21 protein-coding genes are annotated in these 17,236 nt (G+C 69.6%); 1 reads left to right on the top strand and 20 read right to left on the bottom strand.

Features of this window, described 5'->3' with window-relative positions; genetic code table 11:
• Positions 1-2: 2 nt before the first annotated feature.
• From flgH to ACTJK8_RS03830, 9 genes are all read right to left on the bottom strand, one after another.
• A complete protein-coding gene (gene flgH, locus ACTJK8_RS03870; RefSeq protein ID WP_440761552.1) occupies positions 3-701 on the bottom strand; it encodes a flagellar basal body L-ring protein FlgH in 699 nt (232 codons plus the stop codon).
• Positions 698-1,321 (bottom strand): MotE family protein, encoded by a 624-nt coding sequence (locus tag ACTJK8_RS03865; RefSeq protein WP_440761551.1) that lies wholly within the window; start codon positions 1,319-1,321, stop codon positions 698-700. The genes flgH and ACTJK8_RS03865 overlap by 4 nt, the downstream gene beginning before the upstream one ends.
• Positions 1,318-2,418 carry a flagellar basal body P-ring protein FlgI gene (gene flgI, locus ACTJK8_RS03860; RefSeq protein ID WP_012318670.1) on the bottom strand — a complete coding sequence of 367 codons (1,101 nt, stop codon included), beginning with the start codon at positions 2,416-2,418 and terminating at the stop codon, positions 1,318-1,320. Before flgI ends, ACTJK8_RS03865 begins: the two co-directional genes overlap by 4 nt.
• Complete coding sequence (flgA, locus tag ACTJK8_RS03855; RefSeq protein WP_076728364.1) at positions 2,418-2,936, bottom strand: flagellar basal body P-ring formation chaperone FlgA; 519 nt, start codon at positions 2,934-2,936, stop codon at positions 2,418-2,420. Before flgA ends, flgI begins: the two co-directional genes overlap by 1 nt.
• 4 nt (positions 2,937-2,940) lie before the next feature.
• Entirely contained in the window at positions 2,941-3,729 is a 789-nt protein-coding gene (gene flgG, locus ACTJK8_RS03850; protein WP_012318672.1) for a flagellar basal-body rod protein FlgG, read from the bottom strand.
• 96 nt (positions 3,730-3,825) lie between these two features.
• Positions 3,826-4,158: a flagellar hook-basal body complex protein FliE gene (locus ACTJK8_RS03845; RefSeq protein ID WP_024830407.1), complete on the bottom strand. Its 333-nt coding sequence runs from the start codon at positions 4,156-4,158 to the stop codon at positions 3,826-3,828.
• Entirely contained in the window at positions 4,158-4,574 is a 417-nt protein-coding gene (flgC, locus tag ACTJK8_RS03840; RefSeq protein WP_012318674.1) for a flagellar basal body rod protein FlgC, read from the bottom strand. Before flgC ends, ACTJK8_RS03845 begins: the two co-directional genes overlap by 1 nt.
• Positions 4,571-4,957 carry a flagellar basal body rod protein FlgB gene (gene flgB / locus ACTJK8_RS03835; protein WP_012318675.1) on the bottom strand — a complete coding sequence of 129 codons (387 nt, stop codon included), beginning with the start codon at positions 4,955-4,957 and terminating at the stop codon, positions 4,571-4,573. The genes flgC and flgB overlap by 4 nt, the downstream gene beginning before the upstream one ends.
• Positions 4,958-5,263: 306 nt before the next feature.
• Positions 5,264-5,947 (bottom strand): response regulator transcription factor, encoded by a 684-nt coding sequence (locus ACTJK8_RS03830; RefSeq protein ID WP_012318676.1) that lies wholly within the window; start codon positions 5,945-5,947, stop codon positions 5,264-5,266.
• A 314-nt stretch (positions 5,948-6,261) separates the two neighbouring features.
• Between ACTJK8_RS03830 and ACTJK8_RS03825 the strand changes: the two genes are divergently transcribed.
• Positions 6,262-8,931, top strand: coding sequence for a heparinase II/III domain-containing protein (locus tag ACTJK8_RS03825; RefSeq protein WP_440761550.1), 2,670 nt, complete (start codon positions 6,262-6,264; stop codon positions 8,929-8,931).
• Positions 8,932-9,422: 491 nt separating this feature from the next.
• On the opposite strand, the gene ACTJK8_RS03820 is transcribed toward ACTJK8_RS03825, so the two are convergent.
• From ACTJK8_RS03820 to ACTJK8_RS03770, 11 genes are all read right to left on the bottom strand, one after another.
• Positions 9,423-9,872, bottom strand: a complete 450-nt coding sequence (locus ACTJK8_RS03820) for a hypothetical protein (RefSeq protein ID WP_012318678.1) — start codon at positions 9,870-9,872, stop codon at positions 9,423-9,425.
• 5 nt (positions 9,873-9,877) lie between these two features.
• A complete protein-coding gene (locus ACTJK8_RS03815; protein ID WP_012318679.1) occupies positions 9,878-10,213 on the bottom strand; it encodes a hypothetical protein in 336 nt (111 codons plus the stop codon).
• Between the two features lie 38 nt (positions 10,214-10,251).
• The gene (locus ACTJK8_RS03810) at positions 10,252-10,728 is read right to left on the bottom strand and encodes a rod-binding protein (RefSeq protein WP_012318680.1); all 477 of its coding nucleotides are present in this window, start codon (positions 10,726-10,728) and stop codon (positions 10,252-10,254) included.
• Positions 10,725-11,186, bottom strand: a complete 462-nt coding sequence (locus ACTJK8_RS03805) for a hypothetical protein (protein WP_133250868.1) — start codon at positions 11,184-11,186, stop codon at positions 10,725-10,727. Before ACTJK8_RS03805 ends, ACTJK8_RS03810 begins: the two co-directional genes overlap by 4 nt.
• Before the next feature lie 52 nt (positions 11,187-11,238).
• On the bottom strand, positions 11,239-11,985 hold the full coding sequence (gene fliR / locus ACTJK8_RS03800; RefSeq protein WP_012318682.1) for a flagellar biosynthesis protein FliR: 747 nt from the start codon (positions 11,983-11,985) through the stop codon (positions 11,239-11,241).
• 6 nt (positions 11,986-11,991) lie between these two features.
• On the bottom strand, positions 11,992-14,082 hold the full coding sequence (gene flhA / locus ACTJK8_RS03795; RefSeq protein WP_012318683.1) for a flagellar biosynthesis protein FlhA: 2,091 nt from the start codon (positions 14,080-14,082) through the stop codon (positions 11,992-11,994).
• 135 nt (positions 14,083-14,217) lie between these two features.
• Positions 14,218-14,484 (bottom strand): flagellar biosynthesis protein FliQ, encoded by a 267-nt coding sequence (gene fliQ / locus ACTJK8_RS03790; protein WP_012318684.1) that lies wholly within the window; start codon positions 14,482-14,484, stop codon positions 14,218-14,220.
• A 374-nt stretch (positions 14,485-14,858) separates the two neighbouring features.
• Positions 14,859-15,278 (bottom strand): flagellar hook assembly protein FlgD, encoded by a 420-nt coding sequence (gene flgD / locus ACTJK8_RS03785; protein ID WP_024830404.1) that lies wholly within the window; start codon positions 15,276-15,278, stop codon positions 14,859-14,861.
• Between the two features lie 36 nt (positions 15,279-15,314).
• On the bottom strand, positions 15,315-15,737 hold the full coding sequence (gene flbT / locus ACTJK8_RS03780; RefSeq protein WP_012318686.1) for a flagellar biosynthesis repressor FlbT: 423 nt from the start codon (positions 15,735-15,737) through the stop codon (positions 15,315-15,317).
• The gene (flaF, locus tag ACTJK8_RS03775) at positions 15,734-16,093 is read right to left on the bottom strand and encodes a flagellar biosynthesis regulator FlaF (protein WP_024830403.1); all 360 of its coding nucleotides are present in this window, start codon (positions 16,091-16,093) and stop codon (positions 15,734-15,736) included. Before flaF ends, flbT begins: the two co-directional genes overlap by 4 nt.
• A gap of 87 nt (positions 16,094-16,180) precedes the next feature.
• Positions 16,181-17,236 (bottom strand): flagellar hook-associated family protein, encoded by a 1,056-nt coding sequence (locus ACTJK8_RS03770; protein ID WP_012318688.1) that lies wholly within the window; start codon positions 17,234-17,236, stop codon positions 16,181-16,183.

The raw sequence follows: 17,236 nt of genomic DNA, 5'->3' as shown, positions 1-17,236 counted from the left end.
GATCAGAACGGAGAGACCAGGTCGTAGACCTGCTGGGCGACGGCCGGCTGCTGCACCTCCATGAGCCGCCCGCGACCGCCGTAGGAGACTCGCGCCTCGGCGATCTTGTCGTAGTCGATCGTGTTCCGGCGCGAGATGTCGCGCGGCCGGACGATGCCGGCGATGTTGAGGACGCGGACCTCGAAGTTGACCCGCACCTCCTGCGAGCCGCTGATCAGCATGTTGCCGTTCGGGAAGACGTGCGTGACGACGGCGGCCACGGAGAGCCGCAGCTGCTCCTTGCGGTCGATGGTGCCCTGTCCCTTGGTCGACGAGTTGCCGTTGACCTCGTAGTGGTTCTTCGATTCCGGCGTGAGGCCGAACAGGTCGAACTGGAGGTCGAGGCTCGTCTTGGCCCGCGAATCGCGCGACCGGTCGGTGGCGTTGTCGAACTGGGCCTTGTCGTTCATCGCGATGAGCACGGTCAGCACGTCGCCGACATTCTTGGCGCGCGGGTCCTGGAACAGGTCCGCGCTCTGCTGGGCCCAGGTCGAATGGTAGCCCTGCGCCTGCGACGCGACGGCGAGCGGCGGCACGGCGTCGTGGTTCGGATCGATGCCGAAGCCGACGGGGCTCAGGGCCGGCGCCCGGCCGATCTCCTGAACGGGTGTCGCGCAGGCCCCGAGGGTCGTGAGCGCCGCGATGGCAGCCAGCCGCTTCATCCTGATGTCTCGTTGTCCTGCGCACGGCGCGCCCCGTCATCCGTGGGCGGCTCGGGCGACGCCCTGGAGGCGTCGTCGGGCCGGGAGGGCGCCAGCTTCTTCGGGGGCGTGTTGGTGATGACGTTGGCGAGGCGCGCGGCCCGGCCAGGCTCCATCTCGTTCAGGATGGCGCTGGCGATGCGGGCATCGAGGCGCGTCAGGATCGCGGCGGCGGCCTCGCTGTCCATGGCGGTCAGCTGCTGCGAGGCGGCCTCGGGCCGCATCCGGGCGTAGATGGCCGTGACGCTCTCGTCCGCCTTGGCGAGGAAGGCCTGCCGGCGCTTCAGCCACGCCTCGTATTCCGCGCGCTTGGCCTCCAGCTGACCGATCCGCACCTCGACGTCCTTGGCGAGCGCGGTCAGCGTCTCCTTCTGCCACGTGAAGCGGGCGTCGGCCGCGGCATCGGCGATGCCGGCACAGTACGTCGCCGAGCGGCCGCCCTCAGCCCCGGCCGGCTCCGCCGGCTTCTGCTGGGCCGAGGCCGGGGACGCGGCCAGGATGGCGGCCGCCGCGAGGGCGCGGCCGGCGCGGCCGCACCGGCCGGCGGCAGCGGGGCGGTGCTTGCGGACCGGACGGATCATTGGATCACCAGCTCTGCCTGCAGGGCGCCGGCCGTCTTCACCGCCTGGAGGATGGCGATGACGTCCGTCGGCTTCATCCCGACATTGTTCAGGCCGCGGATCAGGGTCTGCAGATCGGGGCCCGCCACGATGGCGAGGCGCGCCGTCCGTTCGCCGGCCTCGATGTCGGTCCGGGGCACGACGGTGGTCTGCCCGTCGGAGAAGGGCGCGGGCTGAGAGACCTGCGGCGTCTCGGTGATGCGCACCGTCAGGTCGCCGTGCGTCACCGCCACGGTGGAGACCTGGACGTTCCGGCCGATGACCACGGTCCCGGTCCGCTGATCGATCACCACCTTCGCGGGGATGTCGGGCTGGACCTGCAGCTCGCCGATCTCGGCCATGAACCGGGTCCGGCCCACGTGGCCGGGACGGGACAGGACCACCGTGCGGTAGTCGCGCGGGCTCGCCGCGCGCCGCCCGTACTTCTGGAGCGTGTAGGCGTTGATCGCGTCCGAGATCAGGACGGCGGTGTGGAAGTCCGGGTTCTTCAGCTCGAGCGCCATGCCGGGCAACTCGCTGAACGTGCCGGCGACCGCGCGCTCGACCAGGGCCCCGTTGGGGATCCGGGCCGCCGTGGCCACGCCCGAGACCAGCGATTCCGCCTGCCCGGTGACGCTGAAGCCGGAGACGACGAGCGCCCCCTGGGCGACCGCGTAGACCTGCCCGTCGCCGCCCGAGAGCGGCGTCATCAGCAGCGTGCCGCCGCGCAGGGAGGTCGCGTCGCCCATGGAGTTCACGGAGACGTCGACGCGCGACCCCGGCTCGACATAGGCCGGCAGATTGGCCGTCACCATCACGGCCGCGACGTTGCGGGTCCGGAGCCGCTGGTCGCGCACGTTGACGCCGAGGCGGTCGAGCATCGATTGCAGCGACTGTTCCGTGAACTGCGCGTTGCGCAGGGTGTCGCCGGTGCTCTGCAGGCCCGTGACGAGCCCGTAGCCGACGATCTGGTTGTCGCGCACGCCCTGCAGCGTGGCGATGTCCTTGATGCGCGTCGCCGACGCGGACGCCGGCCACAGCGCGAGGCCGGCGAGGAGCAGGAGGATCAGCGGGCGCATCACGGCTGTCCCGTCCGCACGCGGCCGTCCGGCTGGACGATGCCCTGGACGACCCGCCCCGTGGCGGCGTTCCGCACGTTCACCGCCTCGTTCACCGCCGCGTTCGCCAGGGCCGTGCCCACGGTCGAGATCGTGACGCCGTGCTCCTCGAAGACGATCACGGCCGGCGCGCCGCGGGTCACGAGCTTCGCCTCCTCCAGCGCGATCGACGGGATCGTCTCGCCCGGCAGGAGCGTCCGCCGCGCGATGCGACCGACCGCGCGGGCCGCCGTGTCGGCCACCGGCAGGCGCGGCCGGTAGCCCTCGGGGAACGCCTGCTCGCGCAGCATGGTCGGCTTGATGACGTCGCCCGCGTAGATCGTCGCGACCGGCACCGGCAGCATCTGTTCCGCCGCGATGGCGGGCCCGGCCGTCATGACGGTCGCCATGACGGCCGCCGCACGCGCCGCCAGTCCGGCCGCGCCGAGCGCCCGGACTCTCCGCGCCGCGATCTCCCCGGGGCGATCAACTCGGGTCATGATGTTATCGGATGCCCTTCGAGATCGTGCCGGCCATCTCGTCCGCGGCCTGGATCACCTTCGAGTTCATCTCGAAGGCCCGCTGGGCCGAGATGAGGTTCGTGATCTCCCGGACCGGGTCGACGTTGGACGTCTCGAGATAGCCCTGCTGGATCTTGCCGAAGCCCGGGTCGGCGGCGAAGCCGGTGACCGGGAGGCCCGAGGCCGCGGTCTCCCGGTACAGGCCGTTGCCCAGCGGCTCGAGACCGGCATCGTTGGTGAAGTTCGCGAGCTGCAACTGGCCGATCGTCTGCGGCAGTTGCTGCCCGTCGACCTTGACCATCACCTGGCCGGTCTCGTTGATCACCACGTCGATCGCGTTCTGCGGAATGATGATCGCCGGATCGACGCTGTAGCCTTCGGCCGTGACGAGGCGCCCGTCGGCGTTCTTGTTGAAGGAGCCGGCGCGCGTGTAGTTGATCTCGCCGTTCGGCATCGTCACCTGGAACCAGCCGCGGCCGTTGATCGCGAGGTCCAGCGGATTCGTCGTGTTGTTCAGCGGACCCTGCCGGTGCAGGTTCCGGATCGCCGTGTTGCGCACGCCGAGCCCGAGCATCGCGCCTTCCGGAATGGCCGACTCGCCGGCCTGGATCGGCACGCCCGCCGGGCGCTCGGCCTGGTAGATCAGGTCCTTGAACTCCGCGCGGGCCGCCTTGAACGCCGTCGTGTTCAGGTTCGAGATGTTGTTGGCGATGACTTCGACGTTCAGTTGCTGGGCATTCATGCCCGTGGCCGCGATGGCGAGCGCTCTCATGATCGGGTCCTTGCGCCGGAGAGGAATGGGATCGTGTCGGAACGTGCCGGCGCGTCGCCCGGGGGCCGGGACGTTGCCGGCGACGCGGGGGCGTCGTCAGATCGCCATGCGGACGATTTCCAGGTAGGCGGCGACGACCTTGTCGCGGATGGCGACCGCGGTCTGGAGGCTCTGCTCGGCCGACATCACCGCCTCGACCACCGCCTGGGTCGACGCCTTGCCCTGGATCCCGGAGATCGCCGCCGCCTCGCCGGTCTTCACCGTGTCGCGCATCTGTCCGGCGATCTGCATCAGGAGATCGCCGAAACCGGAGGCCGCGGCCGCGGGCGACGTCTGCCGAATCCCCGGCATGGCCAGGCCGAGCTCCGACGCGCCGAACACGGCATTCTTGTCGGACGTACTTGCGAGAGCGGCGAGGGACTGGATCATCACGGCCTCAGGAGTTCGATGATGCTGGCGACCATCGCGCGGGTCTGCTTGATCATCTGCAGGTTGGCCTCGTACGAGCGGTTGGCCTCCCGCATGTCGGCCATCTCGATCAGCATGTTCACGTTCGGCAGCTTGACGTTGCCGTCGGCGTCCGCCGCCGGGTTCCCGGGATCGTACTCGACCCGGAACGGCGCCTTGTCCTCGCCGATCTGGCGGATCGCGACGGCCGCGGTCCCGGAGGCGCGGTCGAGGGCCGTGCGGAACGTGATGGTCTTGCGGGTATAGGGATCCGAGCCGGCGGTCTGTCCCGTCGATCGCGCGTTCGCGATGTTCTCCGCGATGACCCGCAGGCGCTCGGATTGCGCCTCCATGCCGGAGCCCGCGATCCGCGAGGAGGCGGCCAGGGGATCGATCATTGGCCGGCCTTCGTGCTCAGGGCGAGCATCCGGTTGAACGCCTTGACCACGCTGCCGTTGAGGGCCTGATCGCGGCTCACCTCGCCGGACTTCATCAGCTGTTCCTCGATGCTGACCGAGTTGCCGGAATGGACGACATCCCATCCGCCCGAGGCGCTCGCCCGGGCCGGCCGCGCGCCGGGCTCGTCGAGCTCCAGGTGGCCGGGCCGGGTCGCCGCCATCGTCAGGACCGTCTTGTCGAGCACGTCCCGGAACGGCGTCAGGTCGCGCGCGCGGTACCCGGGCGTGTTGGCATTCGCGATGTTGCCCGAGATCACGGCCTGCCGTGCAGTCAGGTGCTGCAGCTGCCGGGACGCGAGATTGAACAGAAAGATGGGACTCATGATCCGTCGGTTTCCCGGCTTGGCAAAGTCTTCGGCAGGAACGATCCGTGCTTCGGGAGCATCTCTCCGCGCCGCGCGCCGGTTTCGTCGCCGTTTCCGGCGGGACGTTTTCCTGCCGGCGGATCTTTGCGCGTCCTGTCTTGTCCGAAGCTTGCGATGGCTGACCCCGGACGAAGGAGATCTTGCGCGCGCGTCGTGCTGCCCGCGGTGGCCGCCCGTGAGCGCCGACGGTGACGCGCCGTCCGGCGCGGACGCGGCCCCGCTGCCGCGGGCCGCGTCCGTGTCGGCACCGGCCTGCACGGCCGGTCAGTTCACGAAGGCGTAGCCGAGGTAGCGCCGGACCTCGATCGGATCGAAGCTCAGCTTCTGGCGGAGCTTCTTGCGCAGCTTGCTGATGTGTCCCTCGATCACGCTCTCGTCCACGTCGCTCGTGAAGGCACCGTAGACAGCGTTGAACACCTGCTCCTTCGTCATCCGTCGCCCGCGGTTGCGGACCAGGAACTCGAGGATCTGCCGTTCGCGGCGGGGCAGCGTCATCTTCTCCCCGTCGATGTCGGGGTCGCGCCCGTCGAAGTACACCTTCAGCCGTGCGGACCGGTCGACCACTGTCGGGTCCTTCGCGGTCTCGCGCTGCGAGCGACGCCACACCGCCTCGGTTCGGGCGAGGATCTCCCGGACGTGGACGGGCTTGCGGACGACGTCGTCGATGCCGGCGCCGAACAGGTTCAGGGTTTCGTTCAGGCAGCGCGTCTCGATCATCGCGATGATCGGTGCGCGCGACCGCTTCTGGATCAGCTCCGGCAAGTCCGATCGCTGCGCGCAGTCGCCGAGCAGGAAGCCCTGGACGGCCTCGAGGTCGGTCGCGGGGGCGGTCTGCAGCCAGTCCTCGAAATCGTCTGCCAGCAATCCGACCGATGTTATGCCCTCTCGATTGAAGTTGGCCACGTATCCATCGGTTACAATCGGCCGCTCATCGACAATGACGTACATTGCCACAAGACTCCGTTTGAATTAATTGTTCTCCAGATGTGTTACGTGATCTGGATCGAAGTTGTTTGCCTGGCTTTCATCCCATGGCGCAAGCATGAGATCAGGTCAACGGCCAAGACGGTGCCCGGCCTGTCCGTCTTAGTTTGATGAATCCGCGAAAATTTTTGAGTTTACCGCAGATTTGTGGTCGATTTTACGGAAATTGTTCGCAAAGTTCGGGCAATCGATGGTGATGCTCGGCCTTAATCAGGATCACCCAGGATGAGCGACGCGATCGTGTTTCGCTCGGATGTTGCGAGATCTCCTCAGGTCAGATGAGCGATCGTTCTGTCTCCAAACCGGTCGCGGTGCGGCAAGTCGCGGGCGCAGCGAACCCGCGCGAAGATGATCCTGTCGTCGGCAACAAGAATCGCTGGTCGCGCGCCGTCTTCGCGTTCGACGGCCTGTCAGCGGGCCAGTGGTATGAGTTCAGCGCATACGTCATCTGCGCTAGCGTCGAGCGCGCGCTCGAGGCCCAGGATCTCGCGGCGATCGGCGTCGCGTTCCTGACAGGGGACCGGTCCGAGATCGATTTCGCGCGCGTGCCGGGGCTGATTCGGACATCGACGGACGCGCACGGCGCCTGGCTGTCCGGCCCGCGCGCGGCGGGCGGCCCCGCGGGTGCGCGCAGCGTGCCCGTGCGGCTGTGCTTCTACCTGCCGGCCCCGGCGGCCGAGGTGGCGATCCTCATCAGGAGCTGGCGCAACACCCGGCCGTTCCGGGTCGTCGATCCCGAGATCCGCCCGACCGGCCGCCGCACCCCGTCCGCGGGGGACGAGGCCGCAGGGCCGCCGCAGGGCCGCCTCTTCCAGGACGGCCGGATCGTCCTCGGTCCTCAGCCAACCTGGTTCCGGCACGGCCTCGTCCCGGGCCGCGCGCTCGTGTTCAGGGGCCAGGTCATCGCGCAGGGCCGGTCCGAGGGGGCGCTGGCCCAGATCCGCTTCCGCGACGCCGACGGCGATCCGATTCCGCCCCCCTACCCCGACACCTTGGCCACGCTGTCGGTCCCGGCCTTCCTCGACATCCCGGTCCATCGGCAAGCCTACCGGTTCACCTTGAAGGTCTGCCCCCCTCCGGATGCCGCGACGCTCGATATCGGCTTCGCGACCTGGGAGGGAGGCGGGGACCTCGCGCTGACCGCCGCGCCGGACGTGCTCCTCGACGACGACCTGCGCCTCGCGAATCTGACGGATGACGCCGATCCGGGTGTCGAGGCAGTCCTGGCGCGGCTGCTCGGTCGCCTCGCCCCCCCGGACGGCGGTGCCCGCGCGGCGTCGATCCGGCCCTTTCTCGATCTCCCCCTCCTGGCCGAGCGGCCGTCGCCGCTGCGCAGCTTCGCGCGCCTGCGGGACGGGCCCGACGCCCATGGCTGGGCGGAGGGCGCCATCCGTCTCGCAGCGCGGCCCGCCTGGAGGCTGCCGGAGGCGCCGGACTGGGCGGCCGATCCGTTCCGGTCGCAGGCCTGGCGCCTGGCGTTCCAGTCCCTGGCCTGGACCTGGGCCGCCGCCGAGAGTCCGGAGCGCGGGGTTCGGGAACGCGCGGTCGCGGCCGCCCTCTCCTGGTCCCGAGCGAATCCCTGGGGTCAGCCGGCGGACACGCTGAGCCTGCACCCCGCCTGCGCGGCGCTCCGTCTGGAGGCGATGCTGAGCCTGCTCGAAGCCGCGGCGCGGGACGCGGGCGAGGCGGAGGAGCCCGCCGTCGAGATCCTGGGCGGTGAGGTCGTGCGGCATGCCGCGGCCCTGGCCGAGATCCTCGCGCAGCACACGGTGGCGGGTTCCCTGCTGGAACTCCAGGTCGCAGCCGCCCTGCTGGCGGCCGGGCTCGCCCTCCCCGCCTTCCCGATGTCGCGGCACTGGACGCACCTCGCGGTTCTCGCCCTGCGGAGCGGCTTCGAGACGATGATCGATCCCGGCGGCGGCGTCGCGGAGCCGTCGTATCACCGCAGCCTCGAACTCCTCACGCTGGCCCTGATCCTCGTCCCCATCCTGGCCGCCCGGCCGGAGCTGGCGCCGCTGGCCGAACTCCTCGACCTCCGTCTGCCGGCGGCCTGGGCCGGGATGATCGCCCTGTTCGAGCCGGACGGGGCCCTGCCCCCGTTCGACGCCAGGCCCGACCACGCAGACCGACACCGCTGGCTGGAGCGGCTGGCGGCCGCGCATGCCCGTCCCGGAATGGCTCTCCCCGTGCCGGGACAATCCGCCGGCGGAGGGGGCGCCGCTGCCGGGGCGAGCCGTCCCGGGACCCTCATCGTGCGCCGGCCGGACGACGGCGCGGGCTGGTCCGCCTTCACGGCGGATTTCTCCGCGCAGGTCGACCCGCAGGATCACCGGGACTGCACCGCCTTCACCTTCGCCACCGGCGGCCTGCGCTGGATCACCGAAGGCGAGGGCCAGCACGTGGCGACGGCGCGCGCGCACAACGTCGCGCTCCCGGACGGTCGGGAGCCGGGTGTCGGCGCGGGGCGCGCTCGGGAGGCCCTCCGCCTCGGCGACGCCACCGTGTATCGCGTCGAGACCACCGTGCACGGGCCCGACTATCGGCATGTCCGGACCTTCGTGCTGCTCGAGGATCTCTCCGGCATCGCCGTGTTCGACCGGTTCGCGACGCGGGAGCGCCCCCTCGCGGTCGAAGGCTTCCTGCACCTCGACCCCGCCGCGACGGTCGCCCTCGATGCGTCCCGCCGGGTGTTCGGCCTGTGCGGCGGGCGGCGGCTGCACATCCTGCCCTGCACGCTGGTCGGCCGCTTCGACGACCTCGCCCTGAGCCGCGACGGCCTCGCTCCGCGATCGGGTCACGGGGCGCACGGCGGACCCGTCCTCCGCTACGGCCTGTCGGGCACGGGGATCGTCGAAGGCGGCCTGCTGATCGCCGCATCCGCGGGCAGCGTCGATCGGCTCACGGCGGCGGTCGAGGGGCAGGCGTTCCAGCAAACGCGCACGCCGTGAGCCGGGTCCGCGGTTCGACCCTGCTCCGGCGGGTCGATCGCGCGGTCCGTCACCGGGGGACGATCGCTGCCCGCCCGAACGGAGCGCGGCTCCGCGTGGCTGGGGGGCGCGCGGCCGCGTCGCCGGCGCCGTCACGGTGGCGCTGTCCCGTCGCCGGGGCGATTCCAGGCTGCGAGCCCTCTCGGAGTCCTGCCGCGCCAGGACGCTCCCTGCATGGGGCCCTTGCGGCGGCTCCTGAGGGCGGTCGTTCGACGAAGATCCGGCGGGACCGGGGGCCGGGCGCGCTCAACCGGTCACGGCGGCTCGAAACCGGCACGGCCGGAGGCCCCGGGCCGACCCTCGGCGGCCCGCGCGAGCCGTCCGGGGCCCGGACAGCGCTTCCGCGCGCCTGGCCGGGGGCTCGCGAGGCGTGCGCGCCGAACCGCCATCCAGGTCGGCAGAGCCGCGCTCGCGGAGGCACCGGCGGGGTGTCCCTGCCGACGGCAGGCGCTCTAGCTACGGATATCCTTCTTGGTCACGAAGTTGAAGTTCTCGACCATCACGTCCTTCACGACCTCGGAGCCCAGGCGCTCGTTGACCCGACGCTTGATCTCGTCCAGGCGTTTATCGATATTGTATTTCTTGAGGTTGCGAAAATCGAGGTCCTTGTCCTCGTAGATCTGACGGAAGGACTCATCCATCACGAACGGTGCCGGCGTCACGCCCGCCCCTTTGATCAGCTGGGCCTCGGCCGTGAAGATGATCGTGGCGAGGATGTAGCCCTGGACCGCGCCGTCGGCGATGATCGGGATGTTGAGGGGACGCAGCTTCTGATAGGTCAAGCCCTCGAGGTACTCCTCGGCCTTCGGCTTCGGCAGGTCCGGCATCCAGGCAATGACCGCGAAGCTGGACAGGACCGTGATCGCGCAGATCCAGAGACCGGTGAAGACGATACGGGTCACCCGGATCACTCCTGGTAGCGCAGGGCGGCGGAGTAGGTGCCGTCGGATTCCGCGCTCCGGATCATCGTCGCGACGATATCCGAGACTTCCTGCATGGCGCGCAGGTGGATGCCCAGGAGCTCGTGATTGCGCCGGAGCTTGGCGCGGACCCGTTCCAGGCCGTCGATCTCGGCGGCACTGAGGTTCGCCGCGTCGACGGCCCGCCCGAGGCGCGCGAACTCCACCAGGCTCTGGCTCTTGCGGCGGTTGAACTCGTCCTGATCCCGCAGATCGTGCACCGTGAGCGCGGTGGTCTCGGCGTCGATCGTTGCCTCAAGGCGGTTGAGAGACGACAGCAGCATGATCCTTGTCCTCGAAGGGGGAGCCGGGGGGGACCGGCCTAGGCGGCCGGTATCCGCGCGGCGGCGGGCGCCCTGCCCGCCTCGGGATGCGCGGCATCGATCATCCGGGCGATGCCGATTCCCCCGGCTTTCGCGAGCTGGGCGCCGAGCTGCTCGGCCAGCATCGACTTCCAGATCGACCCGGCATTGCCTTTGCCGAAGACGGCCGACGCGCCCTGGGGAAGCATGGATTCCACGAAGCTCTGCAGGACGAAGGCCTCGAATTGCTCGGCGGGACTGCCCTTCGCCCGCGGGGCCGGGAGCGTCGCGGCCGTCCGGAAGCGCGTCAGCACGGTGTCGGCGCTCGGCTGCGGCGCGATCGGGACCCCCGTCCGGGAGCCCGCGGCGGTCCCCAGGGCGTCCGCGAAGGTTCCGGGCGACGCCTGCGTGAGCTTGGTGACGGCGGACTGATAGCGGGCCGGATCGGCGGCGCGCGCGACGTCGAGGACGATATCGGAGGGTGGTTGGACGCTCACGGCGCGGTCATATCCGGTGTGGCGACGCCGCGACGGATTCGGTCTTCGGACGCGGCCGAGATCGTCGCGGGTGCGCGGGGACTAGGTTCGTTCGTCACGCTAGCCGGCCTGGCTGGTCGGAGGCTTGCCTCCGGCGCGGTCAGGAGATCGAGCCGCTCGGCCCAATCCCGCCGCTCCGCGTGGTGCCGGTGCGCGGCCTCCAGGCGCTCGACCCACAGCGCCGTGCGCTTGTGCTGGGTGGCGCGTTCGCGAAGCCGCTGCGCGGAGGCGTCCCGCTCCGCGCGCAGATCCTGGGCCGCCACCGCCAGGGATTTCAGGCGACCCACCGCGGTGGCCCGGATCGGCTCGTGAAAGTCCGAGGCCTCGTTCAACGCGCGGATCAGGTCCTGCTGGGCCGCGTCGGCCGCTCGAACCCGGTGCTCCGCGACGGCCAGCTCCCGCTCGGCGAGCCGGTGCATCCGATCCTGTAGGCGGACGAGGCGCCTCGCCCGGCGGAGCCGTGTCTGCATGTCAGCCTCGTCTGAGCCAGTGTTCGTAGTCGAGGATGAACTGCCCGAGCAGATCATTCGAGAGGAACAGGAGGATCGCGAGGCCGCCGAAGAGGATGAAGGGTGTGGCGATGAAGAAGACCGGGATCTGCGGCGTGAGCTTGTTGGCGAGTCCGAGGGCGAGATTCACGATCACGGAATAGATGATGAACGGGCTCGTCACGCGCAGGGCCATGGCGAAGGCCGCCCCGGTCCGATCGACCAGGCCGGCCAGCATCAGCCGCGATCCGAAGGGATGTCCGGGCGGGATCCGGTCGTACGAGGCGATCAGCCCGCGGAAGAGTTCCCAGTGCAGGTCCAGGGCGAAGACCAGGATCGTCGCGGCCATCACGATCAGCGACCCGGCGAGGGAGGCGGCCTCGGTATCGGCCACCGGATTCCCCGGAATGCCCCCGAGGCCGATCATCGTCGCCACGCCGCTCGCCAACGTCTCGAGGGCGAAATAGAAGGACCGGCCGAAGAAGCCGATCGCGAGGCCCGTGAGCGTCTCGCACCCGATCCACCACAGGATGTCGACCGGCGCGGCGTCGCGCAGCCCGGCGCCGAATCTCGGCAGCAGCAGCGGCGCCACCGCGAGGGTCACGGTCAGGGCGACGAGCAGGCGGATGCGCGGCGCCACCCGCGCGCTGGAGAGTCCCGGAGCGACCAGCAGGCAGCCGCCGACACGGCAGAAGATGACGAAGACGCCCAGGATCGTGTCGGGACTCATCGGCTGTCAGGAGATCGTGCCGAGCGACTTGATCTCGACCCCGCGCGCGATCTCCACGTGCGACAGGACCGCGACCGTCGGGAACAGCCGCTCGATGATCATCCGCACGTAGCTGCGGACCTCCGGCGCGGTGACCAGGGCGAATCGGTGCGCCGTCTTCATGTGGGTGCGGATCGCCTCCGAGGCCTCGACGCCGAACTGCTCGATCAGGCGCGGATCGATATCCACCTCGACCACGTCGCCCTTGGCGTCGCGCTTGAGTCCCTGATGGAAGGTGAGATCCCAGCGACTGCCGAGCCGCAGGACGTGGAGGACCCCGTTCTCGGCGAGATCGCCGCAGATCTGCTGGGCGATCCGCAGGCGGACATGCTCGGCGATCTGCTCCGCCCGCCGCGCGTGCGGGACGATCTCGGCGACGGCCTCGATGATCAGGTGCAGGTTCCGGATCGAGACCCGCTCGGCGAGCAGCAGCTTGAGCACGGCCTGCAGGCCCGAATACGAGATCTGCGACGGACAGATCTCGTCGACCAGCCGCTTGTACTCGGCATCCAGGCGGTCGATGAGCATCCGCATATCTTTGTAGGAGAGCAGCTGCGGCAGGTTGTTGCGGATGACTTCGCTGACATGGGTCAGCATGACGGCGTGCCAGTCGATCGGGCTGAAGCCCTCGCGCCGGGCTTCCGGCGCGTAGGCGTCCGGCACCCAGACGGCCCGCATGCCGAAGGCCGGCTCGCGCACCTCCTCGCCGGTCACGGTCGGCAGCGGCCCGTCGCCCACGACGATCATCATCTCGCCGGGACGGACCTGCTGCGCGGCGATGACGGTCCCGTGGATCGCGATCTCGTAGCTCTTGCTCGGGACGGTGGCCGACTCGACGAGCCGGATCTCCGGAACCACGAACCCGTATTGCTGGGCGAATTTCCGCCGCATCCGGCCGACCCGGTGGGCGAGCTCCTGCTGTGCGGGCTGCATCTGCACCGCCAAGTGCTTGCCGAGGCGGAGCTCGATCTCGGCGGTCTTCAGCGATTCCTTCACGGCCTCGCTGTCCTGGCGTTCCAGGAGGAGCTGCCGCTCCTTCGCCCGCGCCTCGGCGTCGGCCTTCGACTGCACCTCGGCGAGGCGCCGGGGAATCAGGTAGGCGATCGTGCCCATCAGGGCGCTCAGGACCGCGAAGGGCACGAACGGCATCCCGGGCAGGATCGCGAAGACCAGCATCAGCCCGGCGGCCACGAACAGCGCCCGCGGATAGGCGCCGAGCTGCCCGAGGACGGCCTGCTCGGCCGTGCCGCGGGTGCCCCCCTTGGAGACCAGCAGGCCCGCGGCGAGCGACACGATCAGCGCGGGGATCTGCGAGACCAGACCGTCGCCGACCGAGAGCTTGGTGAAGACGTCGGCCGCCTTGGCCAGCGGCAGGCCGTGGCGGGTGACGCCGATGATGATGCCGCCGAAGATGTTGACCGCGATGACGATCAGGCTCGCGATCGCCTCGCCGCGCACGAATTTCGAGGCGCCGTCCATGGAGCCGAAGAACGCGCTCTCCTCCTCGAGCTCGCGCCGCCGCCGCTGCGCCTCCTTGTCGTCGATGAGGCCGGCCGAGAGATCCGCGTCGATCGCCATCTGCTTGCCCGGGATCGCGTCCAGGGTGAAGCGGGCGCCGACCTCGGCGATGCGGGTCGCGCCCTTGGTGATCACCAGGAAGTTCACGGTGATCAGGATGGCGAAGACCACCAGGCCGATCACGAAGTCGCCGCTCATGACGAACTGCGAGAAGCCCTGGATGACGTGGCCGGCGGCGTCGATGCCGGCATCGCCGTTCGACAGGATCAGCCGGGTCGTCGCGATCCCCAGCGCCAGGCGCAGGAGGGTCGCGATCAGCAGGATCGTCGGGAACGACGAGAACTCGAGCGGCTTCTGGATCCAGAGCGCCACCATCAGGATCAGCACGGACAGGGCGATGGACAGCGCCAGTCCGATGTCGATCAGCACCGCCGGCACAGGCAGGAACAGGACCGCGAGGATCGCGATGATCCCGACCGCGAACCAGATATCCCGCCGAACTCTGCCCTCCGGCGCGAGCGCTTGTACGGCCGCTGCCACGCTCTCACCCCTCTCCGTATCGCCTGTGCTTCTGGATCACCAAGCTTGCGCCTGGATTGCGCCGGCCGTGGCGGGCGCTCGCCGCCGGGCTCCGCCGGCTCGGTTCGTGGGCCGCCGCGCGACCGGGGCGGCCGCTCAGAACCCCGAGACGATCCGGCCGTAGACCATCTCGGTGAACGCGTAGATCTGGCCGCCGACGAAGGAGCCGGTCACGATCATCACGATCAGGACCACAACGATCTTCGGGACGAAGGTCAGGGTGACTTCCTGGATCTGTGTCAGCGCCTGGAACAGGGCGATGAGGATGCCCACGACCATCGCCGCCCCGACGGCCGGCCCGGAGGCGACGATGATGGTCCAGATCGCGGAGCGGACCAGCTCGAGGGCGTCGATCTCGTTCATGGGGCCGATCGGTGAAGGAAGGCGGTGATTCGCGTGCCGGGATCGGCAGCCTCGGGGAGCCCGCGCTCCCGCTGGAGCGGGAGCCGCCATCGACGTGCGAGCGATCCCGCCCTCACGAGGGGGAAGGCCTCACCGGCGACGGCATGGTCCGCGCAGCGACCGCGGGGCCCACCGTTCTGCCCGTCGGATGTGGAGGCCGATGCACAACGCGACGCCGCGGACGGGAAGCGGATCCCGTGCCTCACGTCGGCCCCGCGCCGATCCGTCCCGGAGGCGCGTCGACAAGGTGCGGCCGTCAATGATGCCGGCCGCGCGTCGGGCCGCGTTCCGGCGTGCATCCCGACCGACCGGGCCGCCGGCGTGGGGAGGGCCGGCTAGTACACCGTCATGCCCGGCTCGTACCGGACGTCCTTGCCGTTATCGAGATGCGCCAGCAGGCCGTTGCTGGCCACCTCGACCGAGACGACGGTGCCGGTCAGTGTCTTGTCGGCCGAGGTGACGGTGTGGCCGACGAGGCCGCCGGCCTGAGACAGGGTCGAGGAGGTGAGCAGCGCGTCGAGCTTGCTGTTCATGTTGACGCTCTGCTCGACCTGCGAGAACGTCGCCAGCTGGGCCATGTAATCCGTCGATTTCATCGGGTCGGTCGGGTTCTGGTTCTTCATCTGCGCGAGCAGGAGCTTCAGGAAGTTGTCGTAATTGAGCGTCGCTGTCGTCGCGGCCGGCGCAGCTGTGGTGCGGGCCGCTGCCTTCGTCGACGCGTCCGGGGTTGTGGTGCTGGCAATCGGCAGGGACATGTTGGCTCTCCGTGCGGGATGCGTTCCGGGGCGCCCTCACGCAACCTGATGCGTGAGGACGCCTGTCCGATCGGGGACTTGCGAAGTGTCGGGCTCGAACAGGCCGCGCAGGATCCGCAGCACCTCGAAGGGGCGGCCCGTGTCGAGGAACGTTCGCGCGGCCGCCAGTCCGGTCACGACATCGTCGTCGCGGGCCTGATCGAGAATTGCGCTGTCCACCTTGTCGTAGGCCTGGCGGACGCGGTCCGCGTTGCGCGGATCGATCAGCATGGCCTGCGCGATGAAGTAGAGCTGGCGGATCGGTGTCGTCGCCTGCTCGGCCTGCAGGACGTGCGCCTCGAGCAGGAACGTGGCGTCGTTGAGCAACTCGATCGTGACCTTGCGGTCAACTCGCAGGACAGCGCCGTTGATGAAGATGCGCTCGCGGCCCCGCAGGCTGAGATTGATGGAGCGGCTCATCGAAGACCATCGCGGATCAGGGTGTTGACGTAGATCAGGGGCTCGAAGCCGGACGCGTCGCCGCGGACGATCTGGTCGCTCCGGCTCATGTTCCAGAGGCCGATCGAGATCAGGTCCGCGCGCAATTGCGGGGGAAGGCTGTTGGCGGGGTTGGCGAGATCATCGATGAGCATGCTCCAGAGGCGCTGGAGGAAGCTCGTGGCCTCCCAGCGCAGCTCCGCCGAGGCCTCTGCGGCGTCCGCCCGCTTCATCAGCTCGATCGCGCGATCGAACGCCTCGCGCTCGCGCTCGCGGCCGATGGCCGGGGAATCGCCCATGGTTTCCCGGTAGGCTTCCGCGTAAGACGCCCCGTACATTGCCGACCTTGCCCTCTGTTTCCCGCGATGACTTGAGAGGCGGACGAGCCCTGACATAGCGGACACGTCGCGCGCTATCTCCGCCGATCAGACGTAATCGATAAGGTTCATCTTCCGAAGTTCGTTCGTCAGGCTGTAGGATATCTGGAGCTGAGTCTGCAGATTGCTCTGGCGCGTCTTCAGCTCGACGGGGTCGACGTCCTCGAACGACCGGTAGCCGAGGGTCAGGCCCTTGATCTTGGCATCGAGCTGGGTGTCGATGCCTTTCATCCGCGCCTGGACGGTGCCGAGATCGGCCTGGATCTGCGTCAGGCCGAAGGTCGCGACGCCGGCCAGGTTGCGCATCTTGTCGAACACGGCCGACTGGGTTTCCGGCGCGAGGCTGGAGAGCCCGATCTGGGATCCGAGCGTGTACAGCTGAGCGAGCTGCCGAACGGTCTGGACGTTGGCGTTGACGGAGGTCTCCGCCGTCTCGGTGCCGCCGAGCTCGCTGCGGATGTTCACGTTGGAGGCGGACGACCAGGTCGCGCCCCACTGAGGGTCGGCGAACAGGGCGGCGGCGGGGCCGTCGAGGAACGCCTGCATCTGCGCGGCGGTGATGTTGAGGGCGTCCGGTGACGTCCCCGGCAGGAAGCCGAAGGCGGTCTGAAACGCGGTGTCGAACGCCGACTTCGCGGCCGGGGGCAGGCCGGTCTGCGAGTCGGCGATCGGGCGGTGATCTGTGTTGATCCCGGCGAACAGGGCCTGCCCCGCCACCGACGTGTTCAGGTGCCCGGTCAGGGCGGAGAGCCGCGCCGCGGCGCCCTGAGCGAGCTCGGCGCCGCTGCTGGCGAACGGCTTCCCGGGCGCGACCAGCGCCAGGAAGGACTCGCCGTCCGCGCGGATCTGATTGAGCGCCTCCTGCGTCGCCGTGAGGCGCAGGGTGGTCAACTTGTTCCGGCTCTGCTGGGCCTTCAGGTCGTCGACCGCCTGGCGGAGGTCGAGATCGAGGCCGGTCTTGTGGCCGAGCTCCAGGCCGACATCGGCGAACCGGCCATCATTGTCCATCTCGACGTTGGCCTTCGCGATCTCGGCCTGCAGGCGCGCCGAATGGGAGCGGGGCGAGTTCCAGAGCGTCGCAGTCGAGATGTAGCTGGTCTTCAT

The organism is Methylobacterium sp. 22177 (assembly GCF_052045615.1).
GTDB lineage: Bacteria > Pseudomonadota > Alphaproteobacteria > Rhizobiales > Beijerinckiaceae > Methylobacterium > Methylobacterium radiotolerans.
This window is presented reverse-complemented; position numbering and strand designations above follow the sequence as displayed.

Bases quoted from the DNA above. Each gene is read 5' to 3' on its own strand.
- ACTJK8_RS03805 (WP_133250868.1), bottom strand. From the start codon at position 11,186: ATGCACCGGCTCGCCGAGCGGGAGCTGGCCGTCGCGGAGCACCGGGTT.
- flgH (WP_440761552.1), bottom strand. From the start codon at position 701: ATGAAGCGGCTGGCTGCCATCGCGGCGCTCACGACCCTCGGGGCCTGC.
- ACTJK8_RS03865 (WP_440761551.1), bottom strand. From the start codon at position 1,321: ATGATCCGTCCGGTCCGCAAGCACCGCCCCGCTGCCGCCGGCCGGTGC.
- flgI (WP_012318670.1), bottom strand. From the start codon at position 2,418: ATGCGCCCGCTGATCCTCCTGCTCCTCGCCGGCCTCGCGCTGTGGCCG.
- flgA (WP_076728364.1), bottom strand. From the start codon at position 2,936: ATGACCCGAGTTGATCGCCCCGGGGAGATCGCGGCGCGGAGAGTCCGG.
- fliR (WP_012318682.1), bottom strand. From the start codon at position 11,985: ATGAGTCCCGACACGATCCTGGGCGTCTTCGTCATCTTCTGCCGTGTC.
- flgC (WP_012318674.1), bottom strand. From the start codon at position 4,574: ATGATCGATCCCCTGGCCGCCTCCTCGCGGATCGCGGGCTCCGGCATG.
- flgD (WP_024830404.1), bottom strand. From the start codon at position 15,278: ATGTCCCTGCCGATTGCCAGCACCACAACCCCGGACGCGTCGACGAAG.
- ACTJK8_RS03830 (WP_012318676.1), bottom strand. From the start codon at position 5,947: ATGTACGTCATTGTCGATGAGCGGCCGATTGTAACCGATGGATACGTG.
- flgB (WP_012318675.1), bottom strand. From the start codon at position 4,957: ATGAGTCCCATCTTTCTGTTCAATCTCGCGTCCCGGCAGCTGCAGCAC.
- ACTJK8_RS03815 (WP_012318679.1), bottom strand. From the start codon at position 10,213: ATGCTGCTGTCGTCTCTCAACCGCCTTGAGGCAACGATCGACGCCGAG.
- flaF (WP_024830403.1), bottom strand. From the start codon at position 16,093: ATGTACGGGGCGTCTTACGCGGAAGCCTACCGGGAAACCATGGGCGAT.
- ACTJK8_RS03825 (WP_440761550.1), top strand. From the start codon at position 6,262: ATGAGCGATCGTTCTGTCTCCAAACCGGTCGCGGTGCGGCAAGTCGCG.
- ACTJK8_RS03845 (WP_024830407.1), bottom strand. From the start codon at position 4,158: ATGATCCAGTCCCTCGCCGCTCTCGCAAGTACGTCCGACAAGAATGCC.
- ACTJK8_RS03770 (WP_012318688.1), bottom strand. From the start codon at position 17,236: ATGAAGACCAGCTACATCTCGACTGCGACGCTCTGGAACTCGCCCCGC.
- fliQ (WP_012318684.1), bottom strand. From the start codon at position 14,484: ATGAACGAGATCGACGCCCTCGAGCTGGTCCGCTCCGCGATCTGGACC.
- flgG (WP_012318672.1), bottom strand. From the start codon at position 3,729: ATGAGAGCGCTCGCCATCGCGGCCACGGGCATGAATGCCCAGCAACTG.
- flbT (WP_012318686.1), bottom strand. From the start codon at position 15,737: ATGAGCCGCTCCATCAATCTCAGCCTGCGGGGCCGCGAGCGCATCTTC.